A 19,269-nucleotide genomic window follows, 5' to 3' on the forward strand; every position below is an offset into this window, starting at 1 on the left:
CGATTGCAGCCTTCGCACTTGTCCATATGACACATTAGTGACACCTAGGTGTCATTGAACTGTAATAAATGGAGATGGGTGCAATGCGTAAGATCCTCGCCTCGATTGTCCTTGCCGCGCCGCTCGCGCTCGCCCCGGCGGTGCACGCCGAAACCGTCGAGCAGCCCGCTGCGCATCTTGCCATCGCTGCCGGCAACTATGACGCCGCCGAACGCGCCCTGCTCGCCGAACGCAAAATCTATCGCGACCGACCCGAGCTGCTGCTGAACCTGGCCGCCGTCTACGCACGCACCGGGCGCGCGACCGAGGCACGCGCACTCTACAAGCAGGTGCTGGATCAGAAGCCGGTGGCGATGGACATCACCGACGGCGACGTCGCCGGATCGCATCTCGTCGCACAGCGCGGCCTGCGCCAGCTCGACGCAGCGCGGATGGCGGGCCGCTAAGTCCACCGGCCGGGCGGAACTCCCGCCCGGCACGTCACAGTCGCGGCAGGGTAACGCCGCGCTGGCCCATATATTTGCCCGCGCGATCGGCGTAGCTCGTCTCGCACGGCTCGTTCCCTTTCAGGAACAGGAACTGGCACGCGCCCTCGTTCGCATAGATTTTGGCGGGCAGGGGCGTCGTGTTCGAAAACTCCAGCGTCACATGCCCCTCCCATTCGGGCTCGAGCGGCGTGACGTTGACGATGATCCCGCACCGCGCATAGGTCGACTTGCCCAGGCAGATGACCAGAACGTCGCGCGGCACCCTGAAATACTCCACCGTCCGCGCCAGCGCAAAGCTGTTGGGTGGGATGATGCAGCAATCGGTCTGGCGATCGACGAAGCTGGTCGACGCGAAATCCTTGGGATCCACCACCGCGCTGTCGATATTGGTGAAGATCTTGAACTCGTCCGCCACCCGCGCGTCATAGCCATAGGAGGACAGGCCATAGGAGATGCACCCCTCCCGCCGCTGCGCCTCGACGAACGGCTCGATCATGCCGTGCTTCTGGGCCTGTTCGCGAATCCAGATGTCGGAAAGAATGGACATGGGCGCTCCTGATTAGCGCGCCCGGCATCGCCGGAATGCGCGCGCGGGGCAAGGGGGCTTCAGCGTGGCCAGCGCTTCGCGGCGTCGCAGTCGCTGTCGCCCACGCCAAATCCGCGGTCGAGAGGCGTGGCCAGCGCGGGATTGTGGCAGGCGTCTTGCTCCACCACGTTTCGAACGCTCCAACTGCTCGATCGCGGCGCGAACCCCGTCGGACCATAGGCGAGGAGAATGCGCTGCAAATCGCGACGCAACTGTGATGCGGGATTCTCGGGCCCGTCATGGTTGGTGTCGATCGAGCGCACGCTCCCATTTCGAACGCGCTCGAGCGACACGCGCGTCCCATCAAACGTGACTGTGTCCGTGCCGCGCCATCGCGTGAGGCGCGCGTCGAGATCTCCAACCAGCGTGTCCACTTCCTCGCCAGGAACGAAGAACTCCGCCTTCCGCACCTCCCCATCATTCTCGTCGATACGCCGAGCGCTGATTCGGCCCGGGCCACAATCCTGGCCATCGTCCTGCTGACGCGCGCGGGGAAGGCATCCCGCCGGGAGCCGGCGCAGCGACAGATAATAGCGATAGCGCCCAAACGATGGCTGGATCAGCACCCGAAATCCATCGGACCCGACACGCGCCAGCGGCTCGCCGCCGGCATCGGCGACCGAAATCGCACGATCACCAGGAAGCGGTCCGTCGATGACCTTGTCGATGCGTTCGGCGCCGGGCTCGGAACACGCCGCCAGCAGGACCGGCAGGATCAGGAGCGCTGCTCGCATCACCCGATCCCCAAATCCCCCGGCCCGAAGGCGTGCGGGAGCAGGTCGCTCAGCCGATGCGACTCATACGCCTCACCCTCCGCCCCCGCGCAGTACACGGCCAGATCGCGACGACCCATCTGCGCCGCTTCGTTCAACACCTGCCGACACCGCCCGCACGGCCGGATCGGGTCGCTGCCGTGCGCCACGCCGTCCGCCATCATCCCGCCGATGATGCCCACCGCGACCACATCGCGGAGCCGCCCCTCCGAACTCGCTTTCGCCGTCGCCACCGTCTCGGCGCACAGCGACAGGCCGTAGCTCGCATTCTCGAAATTGCAGCCTGTGACGATGCTGCCATCGGTCATCAACAGCGCCGCCCCGACCGCGAAGTTCGAATAGGGGGCGTGGGCGTTGCGCGCCGCCTCGCGCGCGGCGGCGATCAGGCGGGGGGCTTCATGCTCGGTCATGGCGCGACGACATTCCAGTTGACGGGGTGCTCGACCCCTTCGATGCGGCGGATCGTGCTGGCCTGCCACATCCGCCACGGCCGCGCGAGATAGGTCGGCGGAAAGAACATGCCGGTGCTCCACAGCGATCGCGGAATCGTCCCGCTGACCTGATACTGCGCCTCGAACTCCGGATCGATGCGCAGGATGACCGGCTTGCCGCTATGCGTTTCGAGGATCGCGGCGAGCGCGCGGATTTCGCCCAGCACCACGTCGCGCTCGGGCCGCGCCGGGCAATCCTCGCGGAACGACAGGTCGATCGCGGCGGGCAGGGCATCGGGATCGCGCGGCACCGTCGCCACGAACGCGCCCGCCTGGTCGCGCGCCAGCTGGCACAGCGAAAAGCCGTGGATCGCCCCGCGCCGCAAGCCGACCTCGTACATTCCCGCCCAGTTTTCCGCGAACAGCGCGTCGCGCGCATCGGCACCGATCGTCGCGCGCGCATAGGCGAAGCCGACATCGCCCGCCTTGACCGTGAACCAGTCGACCGCGCCGTCCTCGTCCGACACGTCGATGCCCTGGATGGCATAGTCGGCGCGCGGCGGCGCCCATGCGATCGCGAACATCCACGCGCACACGCCCACCAGCGCGAGCGCCAGGATCACCCCAGCCGAGATGCGTAGACCCTTCATGCCTTGATGTGCAGCACGCAGATGAGTGTGAACAGCCGCCGCGCGGTCGGGTGATCGATCGCGATCTTGCCTTCCAGCCGTTCCATCAGCACCCGCGCCGCATCGTCATGGATGCCGCGCCGCGCCATGTCGATCGTCTCGATCTGCGCCGGCGTGGCGCTGCGGATCGCCTGGAAATAGCTGTCGCAGATCGCGAAATAGTCGCGGATCGGGCGCCGGAATGCGGCAAGGCCGAGGATCAGCGTTTCGAGCGGGCTGTCGTCCTCGCGCTTGATCTCGATCCCCAGCCGCCCTTCCTGCACCGTGAGGTGCACCCGATACGGCCCGGCATAGCCATCGGGATAGGCACGCTGCGGCGCGAAGCTGTTCTCCTCGATCAGGTCGAAGATCGCGATCCGCCGCTCCTGCTCGATATCCGCCGAGCGCCACAATATGGTGCGCTCGTCCAGCGTGACGTCGATGATCCGGGGATCGGCCATGTCCCGCCACTACCGGGCGCGCCCCGCGTTCGTCCACAGGATAAACAGGGTGTTGCCGCTTGAGTGCGCGCGGCTGGGGTGGGAAAGGGGGGCATGGCCACGATCGCAACCCTGCCCGCCGCATCGGCGGATGCCGCCCCGCGCCTGCCCCAGAATGTGGAGGCGGAGGCCGCGCTGCTCGGCGCGATGATGATCGACAACCGCCTGGCGGACGACATTGTCGAGGTGATCCAGGACCAGCATTTCTTCGAGCCGGTGCACGGCCGCATCTTCCGGGCGATCAAGACGCTGCGCAAGCAGGACATGCTGGCAACCCCGGTGACGCTCAAGCCCCTGTTCGAAAAGGACGAGGGGATGGCCCAGCTCGGCGGGCCTGCCTATCTCGCCCAGCTCACCGGATCGGGCGCGGGACTGATCGGCGCGCGCCAGTTCGCCCGCCAGATCTACGATCTCGCCCTGTTGCGCGAACTGATCGTGGTCGGCCGCGAGATGGTCGAAAAGGCGCTCGACACCAGCGAAGACGTCAATCCGCGCGAACAGATCGACCGCGCCGAAGAGGCGCTGTTCAAGGTCGCGGCGGACGGCGGCACCGCCAACACCGTCAAGTCGTTCAACGAAGCGACCAAGATCGCGCTGGAGAACGCCAAGCGCGCGCAGAGCGCGGGCGGCGGGGTCGCGGGAGTCACCACCGGCTTCGATTCGGTCAACAGCCGGATCGGCGGTCTGCACCATAGCGATCTCATCATCCTCGCCGGGCGCCCGGGCATGGGCAAGACCTCGCTCGCCACCAACATCGCCTATAATGCCGCACGGCGCATGATGGACGACGTCCGCCTCGGCATCAGCCCAAAGGAATCGATCGGCGCCAAGGTCGCGTTCTTCAGCCTCGAAATGTCGGCGGACCAGCTGGCGCTGCGCATCCTGTCCGAATCGTCGAAGATCCCGTCCGAAGCGCTGCGCATGGGTAACATCAGCAAGGCGGAGTTTGCCCAGCTGGCGCAGGCGGCGGCCGATCTGGAACAGCTGCCGCTCTATATCGACGATACCGCCGGCCTGACGATCAGCGCGCTGCACAGCCGCGTCCGCCGCCTCCAGTCCAAGCATGACGGCGAGCTCGGTCTCGTCATCGTCGACTATCTCCAGTTGCTGCAGGGTAGCGGCAACAACCGCGACGGCAACCGCGTGCAGGAAATCTCGGAGATCAGCCGCGGCCTCAAGACGCTGGCCAAGGACATCAACGTCCCCGTGATCGCGCTGTCGCAGCTGAGCCGCGCGGTCGAAAGCCGCGAGGACAAGCGCCCGATGCTGTCGGACCTGCGCGAATCGGGCTCGATCGAGCAGGACGCCGACATGGTGTGGTTCGTGTTCCGCGAGGATTACTACGTCGCAGCGCGCGAACCCAAGCGCCCGCGCGAGGGCGACGACCCCAAGACGTTCGAGGATCACGCGAAGTGGGCGCTCGACATGGAGCGCGTCTACGGCCTCGCCGAACTGATCATCGCCAAGCAGCGCCACGGCGCGACCGGCAAGACATTGCTCAAGTTCGAACCGAGCTACACCCGCTTCAGCGACTATGCCGGCGACATGATGGTCGAGCCGTACGAGTGAGGAAGAAACGACTTCTCAGCTCGCCAATGGACATTATTTGTTCCAATTTTTCTGTTGGAGATCAAAATAGGAACAGCTACATTGCTCTCTACCACTTCACGGGGTCGCCGCAGGGCAGAAAGGAGGCCAACATGAGCTAGGTCGAAGTCAGCGCACAATAATGGAAAAGCATCCCGTCACATCGTTCGCACGTTCCTAGTTCCCTGTTGGATGGCGGAAACATAAGAACCCAGAATCCATCAAATCTTGTATCACGAACTTTCGGGCAGAGATCGCTGGACCATTCGTCGACTCTTCTAGGAGACGGCCAATGATCATCGTCAATCCAATGTTCCACATGGATGCAGACTTCAACTGGCGCTGGTATGTTATCGGCGACCGGGGAGGCCCAATCTGCATGTCGACTGAATCGTACTTTAACTACGATGACGCGCGGCGGGACTTCGACGATTTTCAGAGGCGGCTGCTTAAGTTGGCCGCATAATCTGAAATCGAAACATGAATGTGAAGTGGTGGGGCGATCTTTTGGATCGCCCCTTTTTTAGAACACCGGCAGATCGGGGTCGCCGTCCGTGACGGGCGTATGGATGCCGCATTCGGTCTTGTCCCACCCGGCCCAGCGGCCCGAGCGGGGGTCTTCGCCCGGCTTCACCTTGCTGGTGCACGGTGCGCAGCCGATCGACAGATAGCCCTGTTCGACCAGTGGGTGACGCGGCAGATCGTGCGCCGCGAAATAGGCTTCGATGTCGTCCTTGGTCCAGTCGGCCAGCGGATTGACCTTGAGCTTGCCGGCCGCATCCACCTCGAACCGTGGCAGCGCGTTGCGCGTGCTCGCCTGGAACGCCTTGCGCCCGGTGATGCTCGCGTCGAAGTCGGCCATCGCCGCTTCGAGAGGGATCACCTTGCGGATCTCGCAGCAGCCGTCCGGGTCGTAGGACCAGCGCAGTCCGCTCTCGTCCTTCTTCGCCAGCACCGCCGCATCGGGGGTCAGGATGCGCAGGTCGCGCAGCCCCAGCCGCTCCGCCACCGTGTCGCGATAGGCGAGCGTCTCGGGGAAATGCTTGCCGGTATCGAGGAACAGGATCGGCACGCTCGGGTCGATCGACGCGACGAGGTGGAGCAGCGCCGCGCTCTCCGCTCCGAAGGACGAGACCAGCGCGACGTCGCCGACCAGCGATTCGCTCAGCACGGTGCGCAGCATCTCTTCCGTCGGCACGCCGCGGAACAGGTTGTTCAGCCGGATCGCGTCGCGTTCGCCGAAGCGTCCGAATTCGGGCTGGTTGACGTCGATCCGGTCGATCTTGCGGGCGGTCACGCTAGCCATGCCGCCGTTTCCATACGGGCACCTGGCCGTCTGCCGCGATCTGATAGACATGATCGTAGCGCGCCAACGCGGCGGCCAGCACCGCCTCGTCCACCGGTGCCTCGGGCGCGAAGCTGTCGAAGCCGCAACGGCGCATCAACGGAATCTGATCGACCAGCACGTCGCCCTGCGCGCGCAGCTCGCCGGTATAGCCTGCCTCGCGCAGGATGCGGCCCGCCGAATAGCCGCGCCCGTCGCGGAACTTGGGAAAGCTCACCTCGACCAGCGACAGCCGGTCGAGATGCGGCAGCAGCGCGCGCGCATCCTCGCTCGATTCGAGCCGTACGGCGGTCGCGTTGGTCTGGCCGAGAAACGAATCGAGCGTCACCGCCGGTTCGTCGTGCGGCGCGTCGTCGCGATAGCGCAGGGTCGACTCAGCCATAGATCGCCTCCTTGAACGGCTCCATGCCGATGCGCCGATAGGTATCGAGGAAGCGTTCGCCCTCGGTTCGCTGCGCCAGATAGACGTCGGTCGCCTTTTCGACCGCGTCGACGATGCCGTCCTCGCTGAACCCGGGGCCGGTGATCTTGGCTAGGCTGACATCCTCCGCACCCGATCCGCCCAGCAGCAGCTGGTAGTTTTCGACGCCCTTCTTGTCGACGCCGAGAATGCCGATGTGGCCGGCATGGTGATGCCCGCACGCATTGATGCAGCCGCTGATCTTGAGCTTGAGCTCGCCCAGTTCGCGCTGCCGGCCGAGATCGGCGAAGCGCGTCGCGATCTTCTGCGCCACGGGGATCGAGCGTGCATTGGCGAGGCTGCAATAATCCAGCCCCGGGCAGGCGATGATGTCGCTGATCAGGTCGAGATTGGCGTCGGCCAGCTCGGCCTCGACCAGTGCCTGCCAGACCGCATACAGGTCCGCCTTGCGGACATGCGGCAGGACGATGTTCTGGGCGTGCGTCACGCGCAGCTCGTCGAAGCTGTAGCGCTCGGCCAGGTCCGCCATCGCGTCGATCTGCGCCGAGGATGCGTCGCCGGGGATGCCGCCGGTCGGCTTCAGGCTGATGTTGACGATGGCATAGCCGGGCATTTTGTGCGCGGCGACATTCTGGTCGAGCCACACCGCGAAATCGGGATCGCTGCGGTCGAGATCGTCGCTCAGGCCGGTCTCGAACGCCGGGTCGGCGAAATATGCCGCGATCCGGTCGAACTCGGCTTTGGGCGGATCGATGCCCAGCTTCTTGACCGCGACGAACTCGTCCTCGACCTGCGCGCGATAGCTGTCGGCGCCGATCTCATGGACCAGGATCTTGATCCGCGCCTTGTACATATTGTCGCGCCGGCCATAGCGATTGTACACGCGCAGACACGCCTCGACATAGCTCAGCAGGTCTTCCAGCGGCACGAAGTCCTTGATTCTCGGCGCGATCATCGGAGTGCGCCCCATGCCGCCGCCGACATAGACCGCCGCGCCGTGCACGCCGTCACGCTCGACGATCTGGATGCCGATATCGTGCAGCCGCATCGCCGCGCGATCCTCGTCCGCCGCGATCACCGCGATCTTGAACTTGCGCGGGAGGTAGCTGAATTCGGGGTGGAAGGTGCTCCACTGGCGCAGCAATTCGGCCCAGGGGCGCGGATCGGTCAGCTCGTCCGCCGCGGCGCCGGCCCATTGGTCGCTGCTGATGTTGCGGATGCAGTTGCCCGATGTCTGGATCGCATGCATCTCCACCGTCGCCAGCTCGGCCAGGATGTTCGGCGCGTCCTCCAGCTTGATCCAGTTATACTGAATGTTCTGGCGCGTGGTGAAATGGCCGTAGTCGCGGTCGTATTTGCGCGCGATATGCGCCAGCATCCGCATCTGGCGGCTGTCCAGCGTGCCATAGGGCACCGCGACGCGCAGCATGTAAGCGTGCAACTGCAGATACAGGCCGTTCATCAACCTGAGCGGCTTGAACTGGTCCTCGGTGATCTGCCCCGCCAGGCGGCGGTTCACCTGGTCGCGAAATTCCTCGACGCGCGATGCGACGATCGAATGGTCATATTCGTCATATTTGTACATGTCAGATCACCCAGCTGCCGGCGTTCGGGTCGGCGGGTTTGAGCGTAAGGTCGGGGCGCACGGTCGGGCCGAGCGCGCGGATGCGATCCTTGATGTGCGCGGGGCGCGGGCCCTCGGGCGTCTCGGTCGCGTCGATCACATAGGGGCCGTTGACGCGGCGCGCGCCTTCCTCGGCATGGGCTATGCTCTCGCCCTGTTCGCCGACATCGACCGCGTCCTCCACATGGCGCGACCAGCCGCTGCCGGTCCACCAGGTGACGTCGCCGGTGGCGAGATCGTTTCCGGTCAGCAGCTTCACGCATCGTCTCCAAGCATCAGTTCGGCCTTGCGCGCCCAGTTGGCGAGCTTGTCCTGCGCGTCCGACAGCGCGACCACTTCGCCCACCACGATGATCGCCGGGCTCTTCACGTCCTCGCGCTCGACCATCGGGCCAAGGTCGGCGAGCAAGGTGCGCAGCGCGCGGCTGCCCGGCAGCGTCGCGCGCTCCAGCACCGCCACCGGCATGTCCGGCGCGACGCCGTCGCCCATCAATTTCTCGGCGATGTCGGGGCAGGTCGCGACGCCCATATAGATGACGAGCGTGCGGCCCTTGCCCGCCAGCCCCGACCAGTCCTGCTCGCTCAGCCCCTTGCACTGGCCCGCGACGAAGCTGACCGCGCTCGACCAGTCGCGATGGGTGAGCGGCAGCATCGCCTCCGCCGCCGCGCCCAGCGCCGAGCTGACGCCCGGGACCACCTCGACCGGGAGCCCGGCGGCACGCACCGCCTCCACTTCCTCGCCGCCGCGACCGAAGATGAACGGGTCGCCGCCCTTCAGCCGCACGACGATCGCGCCGGTCTTCACATGCGCGACGATCAGCGCGTTGATCCCGTCCTGCGGCACGCTGTGCTTCGAACGCTTCTTGGCGACCGAAATGCGATGCGCCTGGGGAGCGAGGTCGAGCACGCGTGGATCGACCAGCCCGTCATGGACGAGCACGTCGGCGGTCTTGAGCGCTTCGACCGCGCGTACGGTCAGCAGGCCCGGATCGCCGGGGCCGGCACCGACCAGAATCACGCGCCCACGCGCTTGGGGATCGAGCAGGGAAGCCATGCCACCCAGATGGATGCCGGGCCGTAAAGCCACAACCGAGGGTTGCTTGGGGATGGGCTAGCGAATCTATGCCTTGGCAAGCTCGCGAGCGCGCCGTGACAGCCGCAGCGCCTCGTCGATCAGTTCGGCGGAGAACGTCACATCGGCGTGCCCAACCGCGATGGCGAGGCAGTTTCGGGCTTCATTTGCCAGACGTTGAGCGCGAGGCGGGCCGGGCGACGCAAGCACGAGCGGTTTCACGGGCGGCACAATCCGCGGCGTTGCTGCGAGTTCCTGCGGTTCGTCGCATCGCGCCGATTTTCGCGTTCAGCCGTCGCGCAACCCGATCCCGATCGACACCCGCGCCTGTTCCGCTTCCGACGACACCACCGGATAGGCGCAATAATCGGCGGCGTAGAATGCGCTGGGCCGGTGATTGCCCGACCAGCCGATCCCGCCGAACGGCGCGGACGAACTCGCGCCGTTGGTCGGCTTGTTCCAGTTGACGATGCCGGCGCGGATATTCGCCCAGAACTGGTCGTACAGCTGCGGGTCCTGGCTCACTAGGCTGGCCGACAGCCCGTACCGCGTGTCGTTCGCCTCGGCGATCGCCTCCTCGAACGTCTTGGCGCGGATCACCTGCAGGATCGGGCCGAACAGCTCGATATCCGGCTTTTCGCGCGCGTCGGTCATGTCGATCATCGCCGGAGTGACGAATGGCCGCCCCTCGATCGGCCGTTCCATGTGCCGCAGCGGCTTGCCGCCCAGGAACGACAGCTCGAGGAAGCTTTCGGTCAGCAGGTCGGCGGTGTCGTTGTCGATCACCGGCCCCATGAACGGCGCCGGGTCGGCATGCGGCTCACCGATGATCAGCCGACCGATCAGCTTGTTCACTTCGCCCACCAGCGGCTCGTACAGCTTCTCGTCGACGATCAGGCGGCGCGCGGCGGTGCAGCGCTGCCCCGCGGTGGTGAAGGCCGATTGCACGACCAGCACCGCGGCCGAATAGATGTCCGGCGTCGACCACACCAGGATCGGGTTGTTGCCGCCCATCTCCAGCGCCAGGATCTTCTCGGGCTTCGAGGCAAAGGCGCGGTTGAGCGCGATGCCCGTGCGCGCCGAGCCGGTGAACAACAGCCCGTCGATCCCGTCATGCCCCGCCAGCGCCTTGCCCTCGTCGGGCCCGCCGATCAGCAGGCGCAGGCACCCTTCCGGCACCCCGGCGGCATGGAAGCATTCGACCAGGAACGCGCCGGTCGCCGGGGTCTTTTCCGATGGCTTGAACACCACCGCATTGCCTGCCAGCAGCGCCGGGACGATGTGCCCGTTGGGCAGGTGCGCCGGGAAATTGTACGGCCCCAGCACCGCCAGCACGCCATGCGGCTTGTGCCGCAGCGCCAGCCGCGTGTTCATCGGCGCGTCGATCCGCCGCTGTCCGGTGCGCTCCGAAAAGGCGGTGACCGAGATATCGACCTTGCCGATCACCGTCTCGACCTCGGTCCGCGCTTCCCACAGCGGCTTGCCGGTCTCGCGCGCGATCAGGTCGGTAAAGGCGTCCGCCTTTTGCCGCACGACATTGGCGAAGCGGCGCAGCGTCTCGATCCGGAAGGCGAGCGGACGCGATGCCCAGTCGGCCCAGCTGTCGCGCGCCTTCGCCACCTCGGCGTCGACATCGCCGATCTTCTGGCGCCACAATACCGCGCCGGTCGCGGGCTCGGTTGAGATGATTTCCGATCCGGGCATTCAGTCTTTCTTCGCTTGGAGCCCCCGAGAATAATGCTCCTCTAGCAGCAATGTTGCGCGTTGCCACCTCACCAGTATTTGCCGCCCGCGTCGAGCGCTTCGCCCATCTCGCGGATCGCGGCGATCTTTGCGTCGAACGGTCCCCAGTCGTCGGCACGGTCGATCGCGGACCAGATCGCCTCGACCTCGTCGATCAGCAGCGAGCACGGCTCGCCCGCGAAATAGCGGTGGCTGCGCCCTTCTGCGATCGGCACATGGCGGGCAAGCACGGCGCGGACCGCGTCCCATTCGGCACCGTAGGTTTCGGGCAGCGAGCCGCCATAGGCGTCGAAGAAAAACCGGTCGATCGCATGGCCGGTCGCCATCAGCGCGGCTTCGATCGCTTCCTTCAGCGCCCAGCTCAACTCGGTATCGATCGTTCCATCCTGCGTGACGATCCCCAGCCGCCGCTGGAGCGGCATCTCGTAGAACATCCGGTAATAGCGCTCGAATTGCTCCAGTCGCGCGATCAACGGCGGCGCCTCGCTGATCAGGCGTAGCGAGACCGCCAGTTGCGCGACATTCCACAGGATCGCATCGGGCTGGCGGCCGAATGCATAGAGTCCGGCATGGTCGAAATAGGCGGCGGTGAAGCCGGGATCGAACGTGGGCGCGAACCGCCACGGGCCGTAATCGAAACTCTCCCCCGTCACGTTGATATTGTCGGTGTTGAGCACGCCATGGACGAATCCCGCGACCATATAGCTGCCCGCCAGTGCGGCGGTCCGCGCGACGACCAGCTCGAAGAATTGCGCCACCGGATCCTCGTCCGCCTCGACCAGGAACAGTTCGGCCAGGCACCAGTCGACCAGCCGCCGCATATTGTCCGCGTCGCCATGATAGGCGAGCCGCTGGAACGTGCCGATGCGGATCTGCCCGTGGCTCATCCGCACCAGCACGGACGCGCGGGTGGGGGAGGGCTCGTCGTTGCGCTCGAGCGCCTCGCCGGTCTCGATCAGCGAAAAGCTGCGCGACGTGCGTACGCCCAGCGCCTGCAGCATCTCGGTCGCCAGCACCTCGCGCACCCCGCCCTTCAGCGTCAGTCGCCCGTCGCCGAACCGGCTCCACGGCGTCTGGCCGGAGCCCTTGGTGCCCAGCTCCATCAGGTCCTTCATGTGGCTGTTGCGCATCTGGGCGAAGGTGAAGCCGCGCCCGTCGCCAAGGTCGGGATTGTACACCCGGAACTGATGGCCGTGATAGCGCATGGCGAGCGGCTGGGGCAGGTTGCCGGGCAGCGGCTCGAACCGTCCGAAATGGCGCAGCCAGGCCTCGTCGCTCAGCCCCTCCAGCCCCACCTCTACCGCCGCGCGATCGTTGCGAAAGCGCAGGATGGTCTTGGGAAACGCTGCCGCCTCGACCGCGTCATAGAATGCGTCGCCAAGCTTCAGCACTGCCGGGTCGGGATGGTACCAGTCCGAAAATTGCGGCGCTTGCGGGAAATCGGTCATGCGGCGATATGGGGCGCGATGGCAACCATGCGCAACCTGCCCAGCTTTACCGACGGCTATTGGTGGTCCGGTGACGGGCTGCGGCTGCATTATCGCGACTATCCGGGCCGGGCCGACCGCCCGCCGCTGCTGTGCATCCCCGGCCTGACCCGCAACGCGCGCGACTATGAAAAGCTTGCCGAGCGGCTGGCGGGCGACTGGCGCGTCATCGCGGTCGAACTGCGCGGGCGCGGCGAGAGTGGCTATGCCAAGGATCCGATGACCTATGTCCCGCTGACCTATCTGCAGGATCTGGAGGCGCTGGTCGCGGAGCTCAAGCTCGATCGCTTCGTAGCGGTCGGCACCTCGCTCGGCGGCATCCTGACGATGCTGATGGCCTCGACCCATCCCGAACGGATCGCGGGCGCGGTGCTCAACGATGTCGGCCCGGAGATCGACCCGGCCGGCCTCACGCGCATCCGCGGCTATGTCGGGAAGGCGAACTGGCACCCCACCTGGATGCACGCCGCCCGCGCGCTCGCGGAGGCCAATGGCGACGTCTATCCGCATTGGGAGATCACACACTGGCTCGACATGGCAAAGCGGACGCACCGCCTGACCAGCGCCGGGCGGATCGTGCTCGACTATGACATGAAGATCGCCGAACCCTTCCGCCTGCCCGGCAACGAGGCGGGCCCGGACATGTGGCGCGCGTTCGACGGGCTGGCCGACAAGCCCCTGCTGATCGTGCGCGGCGGAACCTCGGACATCCTGCCCGCAGCGGTGGCGGAGCGGATGCACCGGGAAGTCGAGGGCAGCGAACTTGTAACCGTCCCCGACACCGGCCACACCCCGACGCTGGACGAACCCGAAGCGGCGGCAGCGATCGACCGGTTGCTGATGCGGATCACTTAGCGCCGAAGCCCTTATTTTCTTCTTAGCCCTCTCCCGCTTGCGGGAGAGGGCTAAGATAGCAGAACGCTGCGGCAATCGGACTGATGATGAGAGGTTTCGCACGTTCAGCTTACATCGAGCCGTAACGTCCGCAACAGTGCCGTCACCCGCCTCTGCAGACCGCGCCCATCCCTTCCAATGTTGGACTTATTCTGATCTACCCTTGGGGTGGACCCCATCCAACTACCCCGGCCATCGCGCTCGCTCCGCCCGACACTGTCGCGTCGTCGGCGCACGAAGGTCGCAAACGCGTCGCGCGGCAGTCGCGCAGATGTCGCGTCCCGGTCGCGCAACTGTTGCTCACCTGTCGCGTCGCAGTCGCGAACCCGTCTCCTCCCGGTCGCGTCGCAGTCGCGTCCGCCCCAAACCCCCGCTTTTACGTCAGCTTCGTCGGACACCCCGGTTGACACCGGCCCGGAAATGGCGAGTGCAAAGGTCCGATGATGCTCAACATCCTGCACCTTCACTCCAGCTTCGATCTCGGCGGCAAGGAAGCCCGCGCCGTCCGGCTGATGAACGCATTCGGCGACCGTGCGAAGCATGTCATCGTTTCCGGGGTCGAGGGGGCCTATGGCGCCCGCGACGCAATCGCCAAGGGTATCCGCTACGAGATCGCGCAGAATCCGCCGCCGCTGACCGGAAAGCCCTCTGTCGCCCGCTACGAGGCGATCGCCAGGTTCATGGCGCGCTTCGATCTCGTCCTCACCTACAATTGGGGGGCGATCGACGGAGTGATGGCGCGGCGCGTCTTTTCGAAGAACATGCCGCCGGTGATCCATCATGAGGACGGCTTTGGCGCGGACGAGGCGTTTCGCCTCAACCCGGTGCGCAACATGTACCGTCGCCTCGCGCTCTCCGCCGCCCATGCGCTGGTCGTGCCCTCGCACCGGCTGGAAAGTATCGCGACGCACACCTGGAAGCAGCCGCGCGCCCGCGTCCATCGCATCTCCAACGGCATCGACGTCGCCGCCTATGGTCGCAAGCCCGATCCCAGGGCGATTCCGGGGTTCAAGCGGCTGCCCGGCCATGTCGTGGTCGGTACGCTCGCCGGGCTGCGCACCGTCAAGGACCTGCCGATGCTGGTCCGCGCGGTCGGCGGCACCAAGACGCGGACTCAGTTGGTGATCGTCGGCGAGGGGCCGGAGCGCGAGGCGATCGCGGATACGGTCGCCAATATGGGGATGGAAAATCAGGTGCTGATGCCCGGCTTCCTGCCCGATCCGCACAAATATATCGGCCTGTTCGACATATTTGCCTTGTCTTCGAAGAGCGAGCAGCAGCCGATCGCGGTGATGGAGGCGATGGCCGCGGGGCTGCCGATCGCATCCACCCCGGTGGGCGATGTGGCGCAGATGGTCGATCCGGAGAACGTCCCCGCGATCACCAAGGACTGGAACCCGGTGCATCTGCGCGACCGGATCGAGACGCTGGCCGCGCATCCCGATGCGCGCCGCATCGTCGGCAAGGCGAACCAGGCGCGCGCCCGTGCGTTGTTCGATGAGAAGACGATGATTGCGGCCTATGCCGCGCTCTATAGCGAAGCGGCGGGGCGGCCCGGGGCGTTGGGGTGATTCCCCTCGCTAAAATACAGGATCACCGCTAGGGTCGCGCGAAATTTTCGGAGGATGTCGTTGTTCAAGGGTTTGAAGCCGATCGTCTATAACGGCCAGGAAGTGTGGCCGCTCGTGGAAGGCGGCAAGGGTGTTGCCGCGACCAATCATGCATCGGCCGGTGCCTGGGCGGCCGCCGGCGGCATCGGAACCGTCAGCGCGGTCAATGCCGACAGCTACGATGCCGAAGGCAAGATCATCCCCCAGATCTACAAGGCGCTGACCCGGCGCGAGCGGCATGAGGAACTGATCGCCTTCGCCATCGAGGGCGCGGTGCAGCAGGTGAAGCGTGCGTTCGAGATTTCGGGCGGCAAGGGCGCGATCAACATCAACGTGCTGTGGGAAATGGGCGGCGCGCAGCGCGTGCTGCATGGCGTGCTCGAACGGACGCGCGGAATGGTCGCCGGGGTCACCTGCGGCGCGGGCATGCCGTACAAGCTCAGCGAGATCGCCTCTTCCTACGGCGTGAACTATCTTCCCATCGTTTCCTCCGGCCGCGCCTTTCGGGCGCTGTGGAAGCGCGCCTATTCGAAGGCCAGCGAGTGGCTGGCAGCAGTCGTCTACGAAGATCCCTGGCTGGCCGGCGGGCATAACGGCCTGTCCAACGCCGAGGACCCTCGCGCGCCGCAGGACCCCTATCCCCGCGTCAAGGAACTGCGCGCGGTGATGCGCGAAGGCGGGATTTCGGACGCTGTGCCGATCGTGATGGCGGGCGGCGTCTGGTATCTGCGCGACTGGAACGACTGGATCGACAACCCCGAACTCGGCACGATCGCCTTCCAGTTCGGTACCCGCCCGCTGCTGACCAAGGAATCACCGATTCCCGAAGAGTGGAAGGCAAAGCTGATGGAGATCGAGGAGGGCGACGTGCTCCTCCACCGCTTCTCGCCCACCGGCTTTTATTCGTCGGCGGTCCGCAATCCGTTTCTCCGCAATCTCGAGGCGCGGTCGGAACGCCAGATCGCCTATTCGACCGAACAGGTCGGGGATCACAGCTTCCAGCTCGACGCCGGGGTGAAGGGCAAGAATTTCTGGGTCACCCGCAACGACCTGCTGCGCGCCCGCGAATGGGTGGGGTTGGGCTATACCGACGCGCTCAAGACCCCGGACAATACGCTGATCTTCGTCGGCACCGAGGAGAAGCAGCTGATCCGCAAGGACCAGGCCGATTGCATGGGCTGTCTCAGCCAGTGCAGCTTTTCGAGCTGGGCGGACACCGAAACCAACTCGACCGGCCGCCTCGCCGATCCGCGCAGCTTCTGCATCCAGAAGACGCTGCAGGATATCGCCCATGGCGGCCCGACCGACGAGAATCTGATGTTCGCCGGCCACGCCGCCTATAACTTCAAGCGCGACCCCTTCTACTCCAATGGCTTCGTGCCGACGGTGAAGCAGCTGGTCGATCGCATCCTGACCGGCGACTGATGCGCATCGACCGGCGCGTCAGCCGAGCTGTCGCTTGATCGCCGTGTCGGTCGCCTTGCCATAGGGTGGCTTGAGCCCGCCGAGCTTGGCGACGTCGAGCTTCGATTGCTTGAACACGCTCTTGGCGTGGCTGAAGGTGCGGAAGCCCGGCTCGCCATGATAGGCGCCCATGCCTGACGGCCCGATCCCGCCGAAGGGAAGCTCTTCCATCGAGACGTGGAAGATCGTGTCGTCGAGGCTGACGCCGCCCGAAATCGTCCGGTCGAGCACCCGGCGCCGCTCCCCTTCGTCGCTCCCGAAATAGTAGAGCGCGAGCGGGCGGTCGCGGCGGTTTACCTCGGCGATCGCTCCGTCGATGCTGTCGTACTTTCGCACCGGCAGGATCGGGCCGAAGATTTCCTCTTGCATCACGATCATGTCGTCGGTCGGGTTGCGGACGATGTGGAGTGGCATTTTGCGGCTGTTCGACGCCGCGAAAGCCTCGCCGGCCGGATTGACCTCGATCACCTCGGCGCCCTTTTCGCGGGCGTCGGCGATGGCGGCGGTCAGGCGTTCGTGATGCCGGTCGTTGACGATCGATGTGTAGTCGGGATTGGCGAGAATGGTCGGATACATGGCCGATGCTGCTGCGACGATGCCATCCACGGCAGCCGCTTCCTGCTCCGCGGCGACCATCAGATAGTCGGGGGCGATGCAGATCTGTCCGGCGTTGAGCATCTTGCCCATCGCCACCCGCTCGGTTGCCTGCTTGAGGTTAGCCGAACGGCCGAGGATCGCGGGCGATTTTCCGCCGAGTTCGAGGGTTACCGGGGTGAGGTTGTCGGCGGCGGCGTGCAGGATGTGGCGGCCGATGCCGGTCGCGCCGGTGAACAGGAGGTGGTCGAAGGGCAGGGCGGCGAATTGCTTGCCCACATCGGGCCCGCCGCTGACGAACGCGAGTTCGGTGGGGTCGAAATAGTTCGGCGCCAGTTCCTCGAACAAGGCGGCGGTGGCGGGGGTGAACTCGCTGGTTTTGACCATTGCGCGGTTGCCGGCTGCGAACACTCCGGCAAGCGGGCTCATCACGAGGTTCACCGGGAAATTCCAGGGCGAGATGATGCCGACGACGCCCTTGGGTTGATATTCGACCCATGCCTTTGCGCCGAGCAGGCCGAGCGGGAACATCACCGGCTTTTTCTCGCGTCGCGCCCAGCGATCGAGTGACTTGCGCGCATGGTCGAGCGGCGAGACCGATGCGGCGATGTCGGTGATCATCGACTGCTGGCGGCTGCGATGGCCGAAATCCTCGCTCAGCACGTCGCAGAAGCGCGCGGCATTGTCGCGCACCATCGCGGCGGCGCGCTTGAGCCGGTCCTTGCGGACGTCGAGCGACACCGGCAGTTCCGCCATGAATGCCGCCCGCTGGGCATCGAGAAGATCGCGCATCGTCACACTCCAACCGCATAGAGCCACGCCGGGAAGGCGGCGATGGCGAGCAATGTGCCGAGCGGAAGCCGGCTCGTCATCCCGATTTCGCGGCCGGACAGCCTCATCGCCAGCGCCACGGCAAGGCCGGTGACGCTCGCGCCCAGCAGGACCGGGGCGAGCATCGATGCGCCGATCCATAGGCCGATGCCGGCGAACATCTTGGGGTCGCCACCGCCAAGGCCGTCGCGCCCGCGGACATGGCGATAGGTGAAGGCGACGAGGTAGAGCAGGCCGAAGCCGATCGCGCCGCCCAGAATCCGGTCGATCCAGCCGGGATCGAAGAAGATGCCGTCGATCAGGCCGGTCGCGGCAAGAGTCGCGGTCAGTATGTTGGGCAGCCAAAAGGCAGCGAGGTCGAGTGCGGCGAGGGTGAGGAGGAGCCAGCCAAAGATGGCCCCGGCTACCCCCTCCCATCCCGGCGCGGTGAGTCCTGCGGCGACGCCGATGACGAGGCCGAGCGCTTCCACGGCGGGGTGGGCGAGGTGGATCGACGTGCCGCACGCGCGACAGCGGCCGCGCTGGATCACCCAGCTGAACAGGGGCACGAGTTCGTGCGCGGCGAGCGCCTTGTTGCATCCGTCGCAGGCGGATCGACCGCGCGTCGCGCTGCGCCCCTGCGGCCAGCGCAGCGCTACGGTGGCGATGAAGCTGCCGAAGACTAGCCCGAGGATGCCGAGCAGGAGGGGCCAGAGGAAGTCAGGCATGGATCGATACCAGTACCTCCCCCAGCTTGCTGGGGGAGGGGGACCATCGCGAAGCGATGGTGGAGGGGCGGCGGTGGAACACCGCCGTGCTACGCTCGGCGGCCCCTCCACCAGCCTGCGGCTGGTCCCCCTCCCCTGCGGAGCAGGGGAGGAATGCGGTGTCCCTATGCATCGACCGCCTTCTTCCGGATCAGATAGCGATAGACGCCGAAGATATTGATACCGAACAGCACGAGGTTCTGGGACAGCAGCGCTTCCTCCCCCTGGATCAGCGCGCCGCTGATCCAGGCGATGCTGGAGGCTACGAACAGTGCGAAGCCCCATCCGGTGACGCGGCGGCCATTGTCGAGGCTGACCATGAAGGCGGCGATGATGCCGCTGATCGAGGCGAACCATTTGAGGATGTCGAGCAGTTCCATCGTCGCTCCCTTTGCATGTGCGGCTT

The 19,269-nt window shown here is 65.8% G+C and carries 22 protein-coding genes; 6 read left to right on the forward strand and 16 right to left on the reverse strand.

Annotated features, from left to right (window positions below; translation table 11 throughout):
• Positions 1 to 83 precede the first annotated feature (83 nt).
• Positions 84 to 446: a tetratricopeptide repeat protein gene (locus tag ABS767_RS07005; RefSeq protein WP_408077632.1), complete on the forward strand. Its 363-nt coding sequence runs from the start codon at positions 84 to 86 to the stop codon at positions 444 to 446.
• A 34-nt stretch (positions 447 to 480) separates the two neighbouring features.
• Here the strand turns inward: ABS767_RS07005 and dcd are convergent, their stop codons facing one another.
• Genes dcd through ABS767_RS07030 form a run of 5 tightly spaced genes read right to left on the reverse strand, consistent with a single transcriptional unit; the run spans position 481 to position 3,407 of the window.
• The gene (gene dcd / locus ABS767_RS07010; RefSeq protein ID WP_408077633.1) at positions 481 to 1,035 is read right to left on the reverse strand and encodes a dCTP deaminase; all 555 of its coding nucleotides are present in this window, start codon (positions 1,033 to 1,035) and stop codon (positions 481 to 483) included.
• Positions 1,036 to 1,094: 59 nt separating this feature from the next.
• Entirely contained in the window at positions 1,095 to 1,808 is a 714-nt protein-coding gene (locus tag ABS767_RS07015) for a hypothetical protein (RefSeq protein WP_408077634.1), read from the reverse strand.
• Positions 1,808 to 2,257 carry a cytidine deaminase gene (locus ABS767_RS07020; RefSeq protein ID WP_408077635.1) on the reverse strand — a complete coding sequence of 150 codons (450 nt, stop codon included), beginning with the start codon at positions 2,255 to 2,257 and terminating at the stop codon, positions 1,808 to 1,810. Before ABS767_RS07020 ends, ABS767_RS07015 begins: the two co-directional genes overlap by 1 nt.
• Positions 2,254 to 2,928 (reverse strand): GH25 family lysozyme, encoded by a 675-nt coding sequence (locus tag ABS767_RS07025; RefSeq protein WP_408077636.1) that lies wholly within the window; start codon positions 2,926 to 2,928, stop codon positions 2,254 to 2,256. Before ABS767_RS07025 ends, ABS767_RS07020 begins: the two co-directional genes overlap by 4 nt.
• Positions 2,925 to 3,407, reverse strand: a complete 483-nt coding sequence (locus tag ABS767_RS07030) for a UPF0262 family protein (RefSeq protein ID WP_408077637.1) — start codon at positions 3,405 to 3,407, stop codon at positions 2,925 to 2,927. The genes ABS767_RS07025 and ABS767_RS07030 overlap by 4 nt, the downstream gene beginning before the upstream one ends.
• 93 nt (positions 3,408 to 3,500) lie before the next feature.
• On the opposite strand from ABS767_RS07030, the gene ABS767_RS07035 reads away from it, so the two are divergent.
• Both ABS767_RS07035 and ABS767_RS07040 read left to right on the forward strand, forming a co-directional pair.
• Positions 3,501 to 5,015, forward strand: coding sequence for a replicative DNA helicase (locus ABS767_RS07035; RefSeq protein ID WP_408077638.1), 1,515 nt, complete (start codon positions 3,501 to 3,503; stop codon positions 5,013 to 5,015).
• Positions 5,016 to 5,325: 310 nt separating this feature from the next.
• The gene (locus tag ABS767_RS07040; protein ID WP_408077639.1) at positions 5,326 to 5,499 is read left to right on the forward strand and encodes a hypothetical protein; all 174 of its coding nucleotides are present in this window, start codon (positions 5,326 to 5,328) and stop codon (positions 5,497 to 5,499) included.
• Between the two features lie 57 nt (positions 5,500 to 5,556).
• Here ABS767_RS07040 and ABS767_RS07045 read toward each other — a convergent pair whose 3' ends face one another.
• From ABS767_RS07045 to ABS767_RS07080, 8 genes are all read right to left on the reverse strand, one after another.
• The gene (locus tag ABS767_RS07045) at positions 5,557 to 6,339 is read right to left on the reverse strand and encodes a phosphoadenylyl-sulfate reductase (protein ID WP_408077640.1); all 783 of its coding nucleotides are present in this window, start codon (positions 6,337 to 6,339) and stop codon (positions 5,557 to 5,559) included.
• Positions 6,332 to 6,760 carry a DUF934 domain-containing protein gene (locus ABS767_RS07050; RefSeq protein ID WP_408077641.1) on the reverse strand — a complete coding sequence of 143 codons (429 nt, stop codon included), beginning with the start codon at positions 6,758 to 6,760 and terminating at the stop codon, positions 6,332 to 6,334. Before ABS767_RS07050 ends, ABS767_RS07045 begins: the two co-directional genes overlap by 8 nt.
• On the reverse strand, positions 6,753 to 8,384 hold the full coding sequence (locus tag ABS767_RS07055) for a nitrite/sulfite reductase (protein WP_408077642.1): 1,632 nt from the start codon (positions 8,382 to 8,384) through the stop codon (positions 6,753 to 6,755). The genes ABS767_RS07050 and ABS767_RS07055 overlap by 8 nt, the downstream gene beginning before the upstream one ends.
• 1 nt (position 8,385) lies before the next feature.
• Complete coding sequence (locus tag ABS767_RS07060) at positions 8,386 to 8,682, reverse strand: DUF2849 domain-containing protein (protein WP_408077643.1); 297 nt, start codon at positions 8,680 to 8,682, stop codon at positions 8,386 to 8,388.
• Positions 8,679 to 9,476: a uroporphyrinogen-III C-methyltransferase gene (cobA, locus tag ABS767_RS07065; RefSeq protein WP_408077644.1), complete on the reverse strand. Its 798-nt coding sequence runs from the start codon at positions 9,474 to 9,476 to the stop codon at positions 8,679 to 8,681. Before cobA ends, ABS767_RS07060 begins: the two co-directional genes overlap by 4 nt.
• A 66-nt stretch (positions 9,477 to 9,542) precedes the next feature.
• Positions 9,543 to 9,716 (reverse strand): hypothetical protein, encoded by a 174-nt coding sequence (locus ABS767_RS07070; protein WP_408077645.1) that lies wholly within the window; start codon positions 9,714 to 9,716, stop codon positions 9,543 to 9,545.
• Between the two features lie 66 nt (positions 9,717 to 9,782).
• Entirely contained in the window at positions 9,783 to 11,198 is a 1,416-nt protein-coding gene (astD, locus tag ABS767_RS07075; RefSeq protein ID WP_408077646.1) for a succinylglutamate-semialdehyde dehydrogenase, read from the reverse strand.
• A 68-nt stretch (positions 11,199 to 11,266) separates the two neighbouring features.
• Entirely contained in the window at positions 11,267 to 12,685 is a 1,419-nt protein-coding gene (locus ABS767_RS07080) for a protein adenylyltransferase SelO family protein (protein WP_408077647.1), read from the reverse strand.
• Positions 12,686 to 12,703: 18 nt separating this feature from the next.
• Here ABS767_RS07080 and ABS767_RS07085 point away from each other — a divergent pair, with 18 nt between their 5' ends.
• The 3 genes from ABS767_RS07085 (at position 12,704) to ABS767_RS07095 (ending at position 16,653) form a co-directional block, all read left to right on the forward strand.
• Positions 12,704 to 13,579, forward strand: a complete 876-nt coding sequence (locus ABS767_RS07085) for an alpha/beta fold hydrolase (protein WP_408077648.1) — start codon at positions 12,704 to 12,706, stop codon at positions 13,577 to 13,579.
• 479 nt (positions 13,580 to 14,058) lie between these two features.
• Positions 14,059 to 15,189, forward strand: a complete 1,131-nt coding sequence (locus tag ABS767_RS07090; RefSeq protein ID WP_408077649.1) for a glycosyltransferase — start codon at positions 14,059 to 14,061, stop codon at positions 15,187 to 15,189.
• Between the two features lie 60 nt (positions 15,190 to 15,249).
• Positions 15,250 to 16,653, forward strand: coding sequence for an NAD(P)H-dependent flavin oxidoreductase (locus ABS767_RS07095; protein WP_408077650.1), 1,404 nt, complete (start codon positions 15,250 to 15,252; stop codon positions 16,651 to 16,653).
• Positions 16,654 to 16,671: 18 nt separating this feature from the next.
• Here ABS767_RS07095 and ABS767_RS07100 read toward each other — a convergent pair whose 3' ends face one another.
• The 3 genes from ABS767_RS07100 to ABS767_RS07110 all read right to left on the reverse strand — a co-directional run bounded on the left by ABS767_RS07100 (position 16,672) and on the right by ABS767_RS07110 (position 19,243).
• Entirely contained in the window at positions 16,672 to 18,078 is a 1,407-nt protein-coding gene (locus ABS767_RS07100) for a coniferyl aldehyde dehydrogenase (protein WP_408077651.1), read from the reverse strand.
• A gap of 2 nt (positions 18,079 to 18,080) precedes the next feature.
• Positions 18,081 to 18,824 carry a prepilin peptidase gene (locus ABS767_RS07105; protein ID WP_408077652.1) on the reverse strand — a complete coding sequence of 248 codons (744 nt, stop codon included), beginning with the start codon at positions 18,822 to 18,824 and terminating at the stop codon, positions 18,081 to 18,083.
• A 164-nt stretch (positions 18,825 to 18,988) separates the two neighbouring features.
• The gene (locus tag ABS767_RS07110) at positions 18,989 to 19,243 is read right to left on the reverse strand and encodes a hypothetical protein (RefSeq protein WP_408077653.1); all 255 of its coding nucleotides are present in this window, start codon (positions 19,241 to 19,243) and stop codon (positions 18,989 to 18,991) included.
• Positions 19,244 to 19,269: the final 26 nt, after the last annotated feature.

Source organism: Sphingomonas plantiphila, from assembly GCF_046000505.1.
Classification (GTDB): Bacteria; Pseudomonadota; Alphaproteobacteria; order Sphingomonadales; family Sphingomonadaceae; genus Sphingomonas; species Sphingomonas plantiphila.

Excerpts from the sequence above, each read along its gene's own strand:
- ABS767_RS07035 (WP_408077638.1), top strand. The coding sequence starts at position 3,501 with ATGGCCACGATCGCAACCCTGCCCGCCGCATCGGCGGATGCCGCCCCG.
- ABS767_RS07100 (WP_408077651.1), bottom strand. The coding sequence starts at position 18,078 with ATGCGCGATCTTCTCGATGCCCAGCGGGCGGCATTCATGGCGGAACTG.
- cobA (WP_408077644.1), bottom strand. The coding sequence starts at position 9,476 with ATGGCTTCCCTGCTCGATCCCCAAGCGCGTGGGCGCGTGATTCTGGTC.
- ABS767_RS07030 (WP_408077637.1), bottom strand. The coding sequence starts at position 3,407 with ATGGCCGATCCCCGGATCATCGACGTCACGCTGGACGAGCGCACCATA.
- ABS767_RS07020 (WP_408077635.1), bottom strand. The coding sequence starts at position 2,257 with ATGACCGAGCATGAAGCCCCCCGCCTGATCGCCGCCGCGCGCGAGGCG.
- dcd (WP_408077633.1), bottom strand. The coding sequence starts at position 1,035 with ATGTCCATTCTTTCCGACATCTGGATTCGCGAACAGGCCCAGAAGCAC.
- ABS767_RS07015 (WP_408077634.1), bottom strand. The coding sequence starts at position 1,808 with ATGCGAGCAGCGCTCCTGATCCTGCCGGTCCTGCTGGCGGCGTGTTCC.
- ABS767_RS07025 (WP_408077636.1), bottom strand. The coding sequence starts at position 2,928 with ATGAAGGGTCTACGCATCTCGGCTGGGGTGATCCTGGCGCTCGCGCTG.
- ABS767_RS07040 (WP_408077639.1), top strand. The coding sequence starts at position 5,326 with ATGATCATCGTCAATCCAATGTTCCACATGGATGCAGACTTCAACTGG.
- ABS767_RS07050 (WP_408077641.1), bottom strand. The coding sequence starts at position 6,760 with ATGGCTGAGTCGACCCTGCGCTATCGCGACGACGCGCCGCACGACGAA.
- ABS767_RS07105 (WP_408077652.1), bottom strand. The coding sequence starts at position 18,824 with ATGCCTGACTTCCTCTGGCCCCTCCTGCTCGGCATCCTCGGGCTAGTC.
- ABS767_RS07005 (WP_408077632.1), top strand. The coding sequence starts at position 84 with ATGCGTAAGATCCTCGCCTCGATTGTCCTTGCCGCGCCGCTCGCGCTC.
- ABS767_RS07055 (WP_408077642.1), bottom strand. The coding sequence starts at position 8,384 with ATGTACAAATATGACGAATATGACCATTCGATCGTCGCATCGCGCGTC.
- astD (WP_408077646.1), bottom strand. The coding sequence starts at position 11,198 with ATGCCCGGATCGGAAATCATCTCAACCGAGCCCGCGACCGGCGCGGTA.
- ABS767_RS07110 (WP_408077653.1), bottom strand. The coding sequence starts at position 19,243 with ATGGAACTGCTCGACATCCTCAAATGGTTCGCCTCGATCAGCGGCATC.
- ABS767_RS07085 (WP_408077648.1), top strand. The coding sequence starts at position 12,704 with ATGGCAACCATGCGCAACCTGCCCAGCTTTACCGACGGCTATTGGTGG.
- ABS767_RS07090 (WP_408077649.1), top strand. The coding sequence starts at position 14,059 with ATGATGCTCAACATCCTGCACCTTCACTCCAGCTTCGATCTCGGCGGC.
- ABS767_RS07080 (WP_408077647.1), bottom strand. The coding sequence starts at position 12,685 with ATGACCGATTTCCCGCAAGCGCCGCAATTTTCGGACTGGTACCATCCC.
- ABS767_RS07045 (WP_408077640.1), bottom strand. The coding sequence starts at position 6,339 with ATGGCTAGCGTGACCGCCCGCAAGATCGACCGGATCGACGTCAACCAG.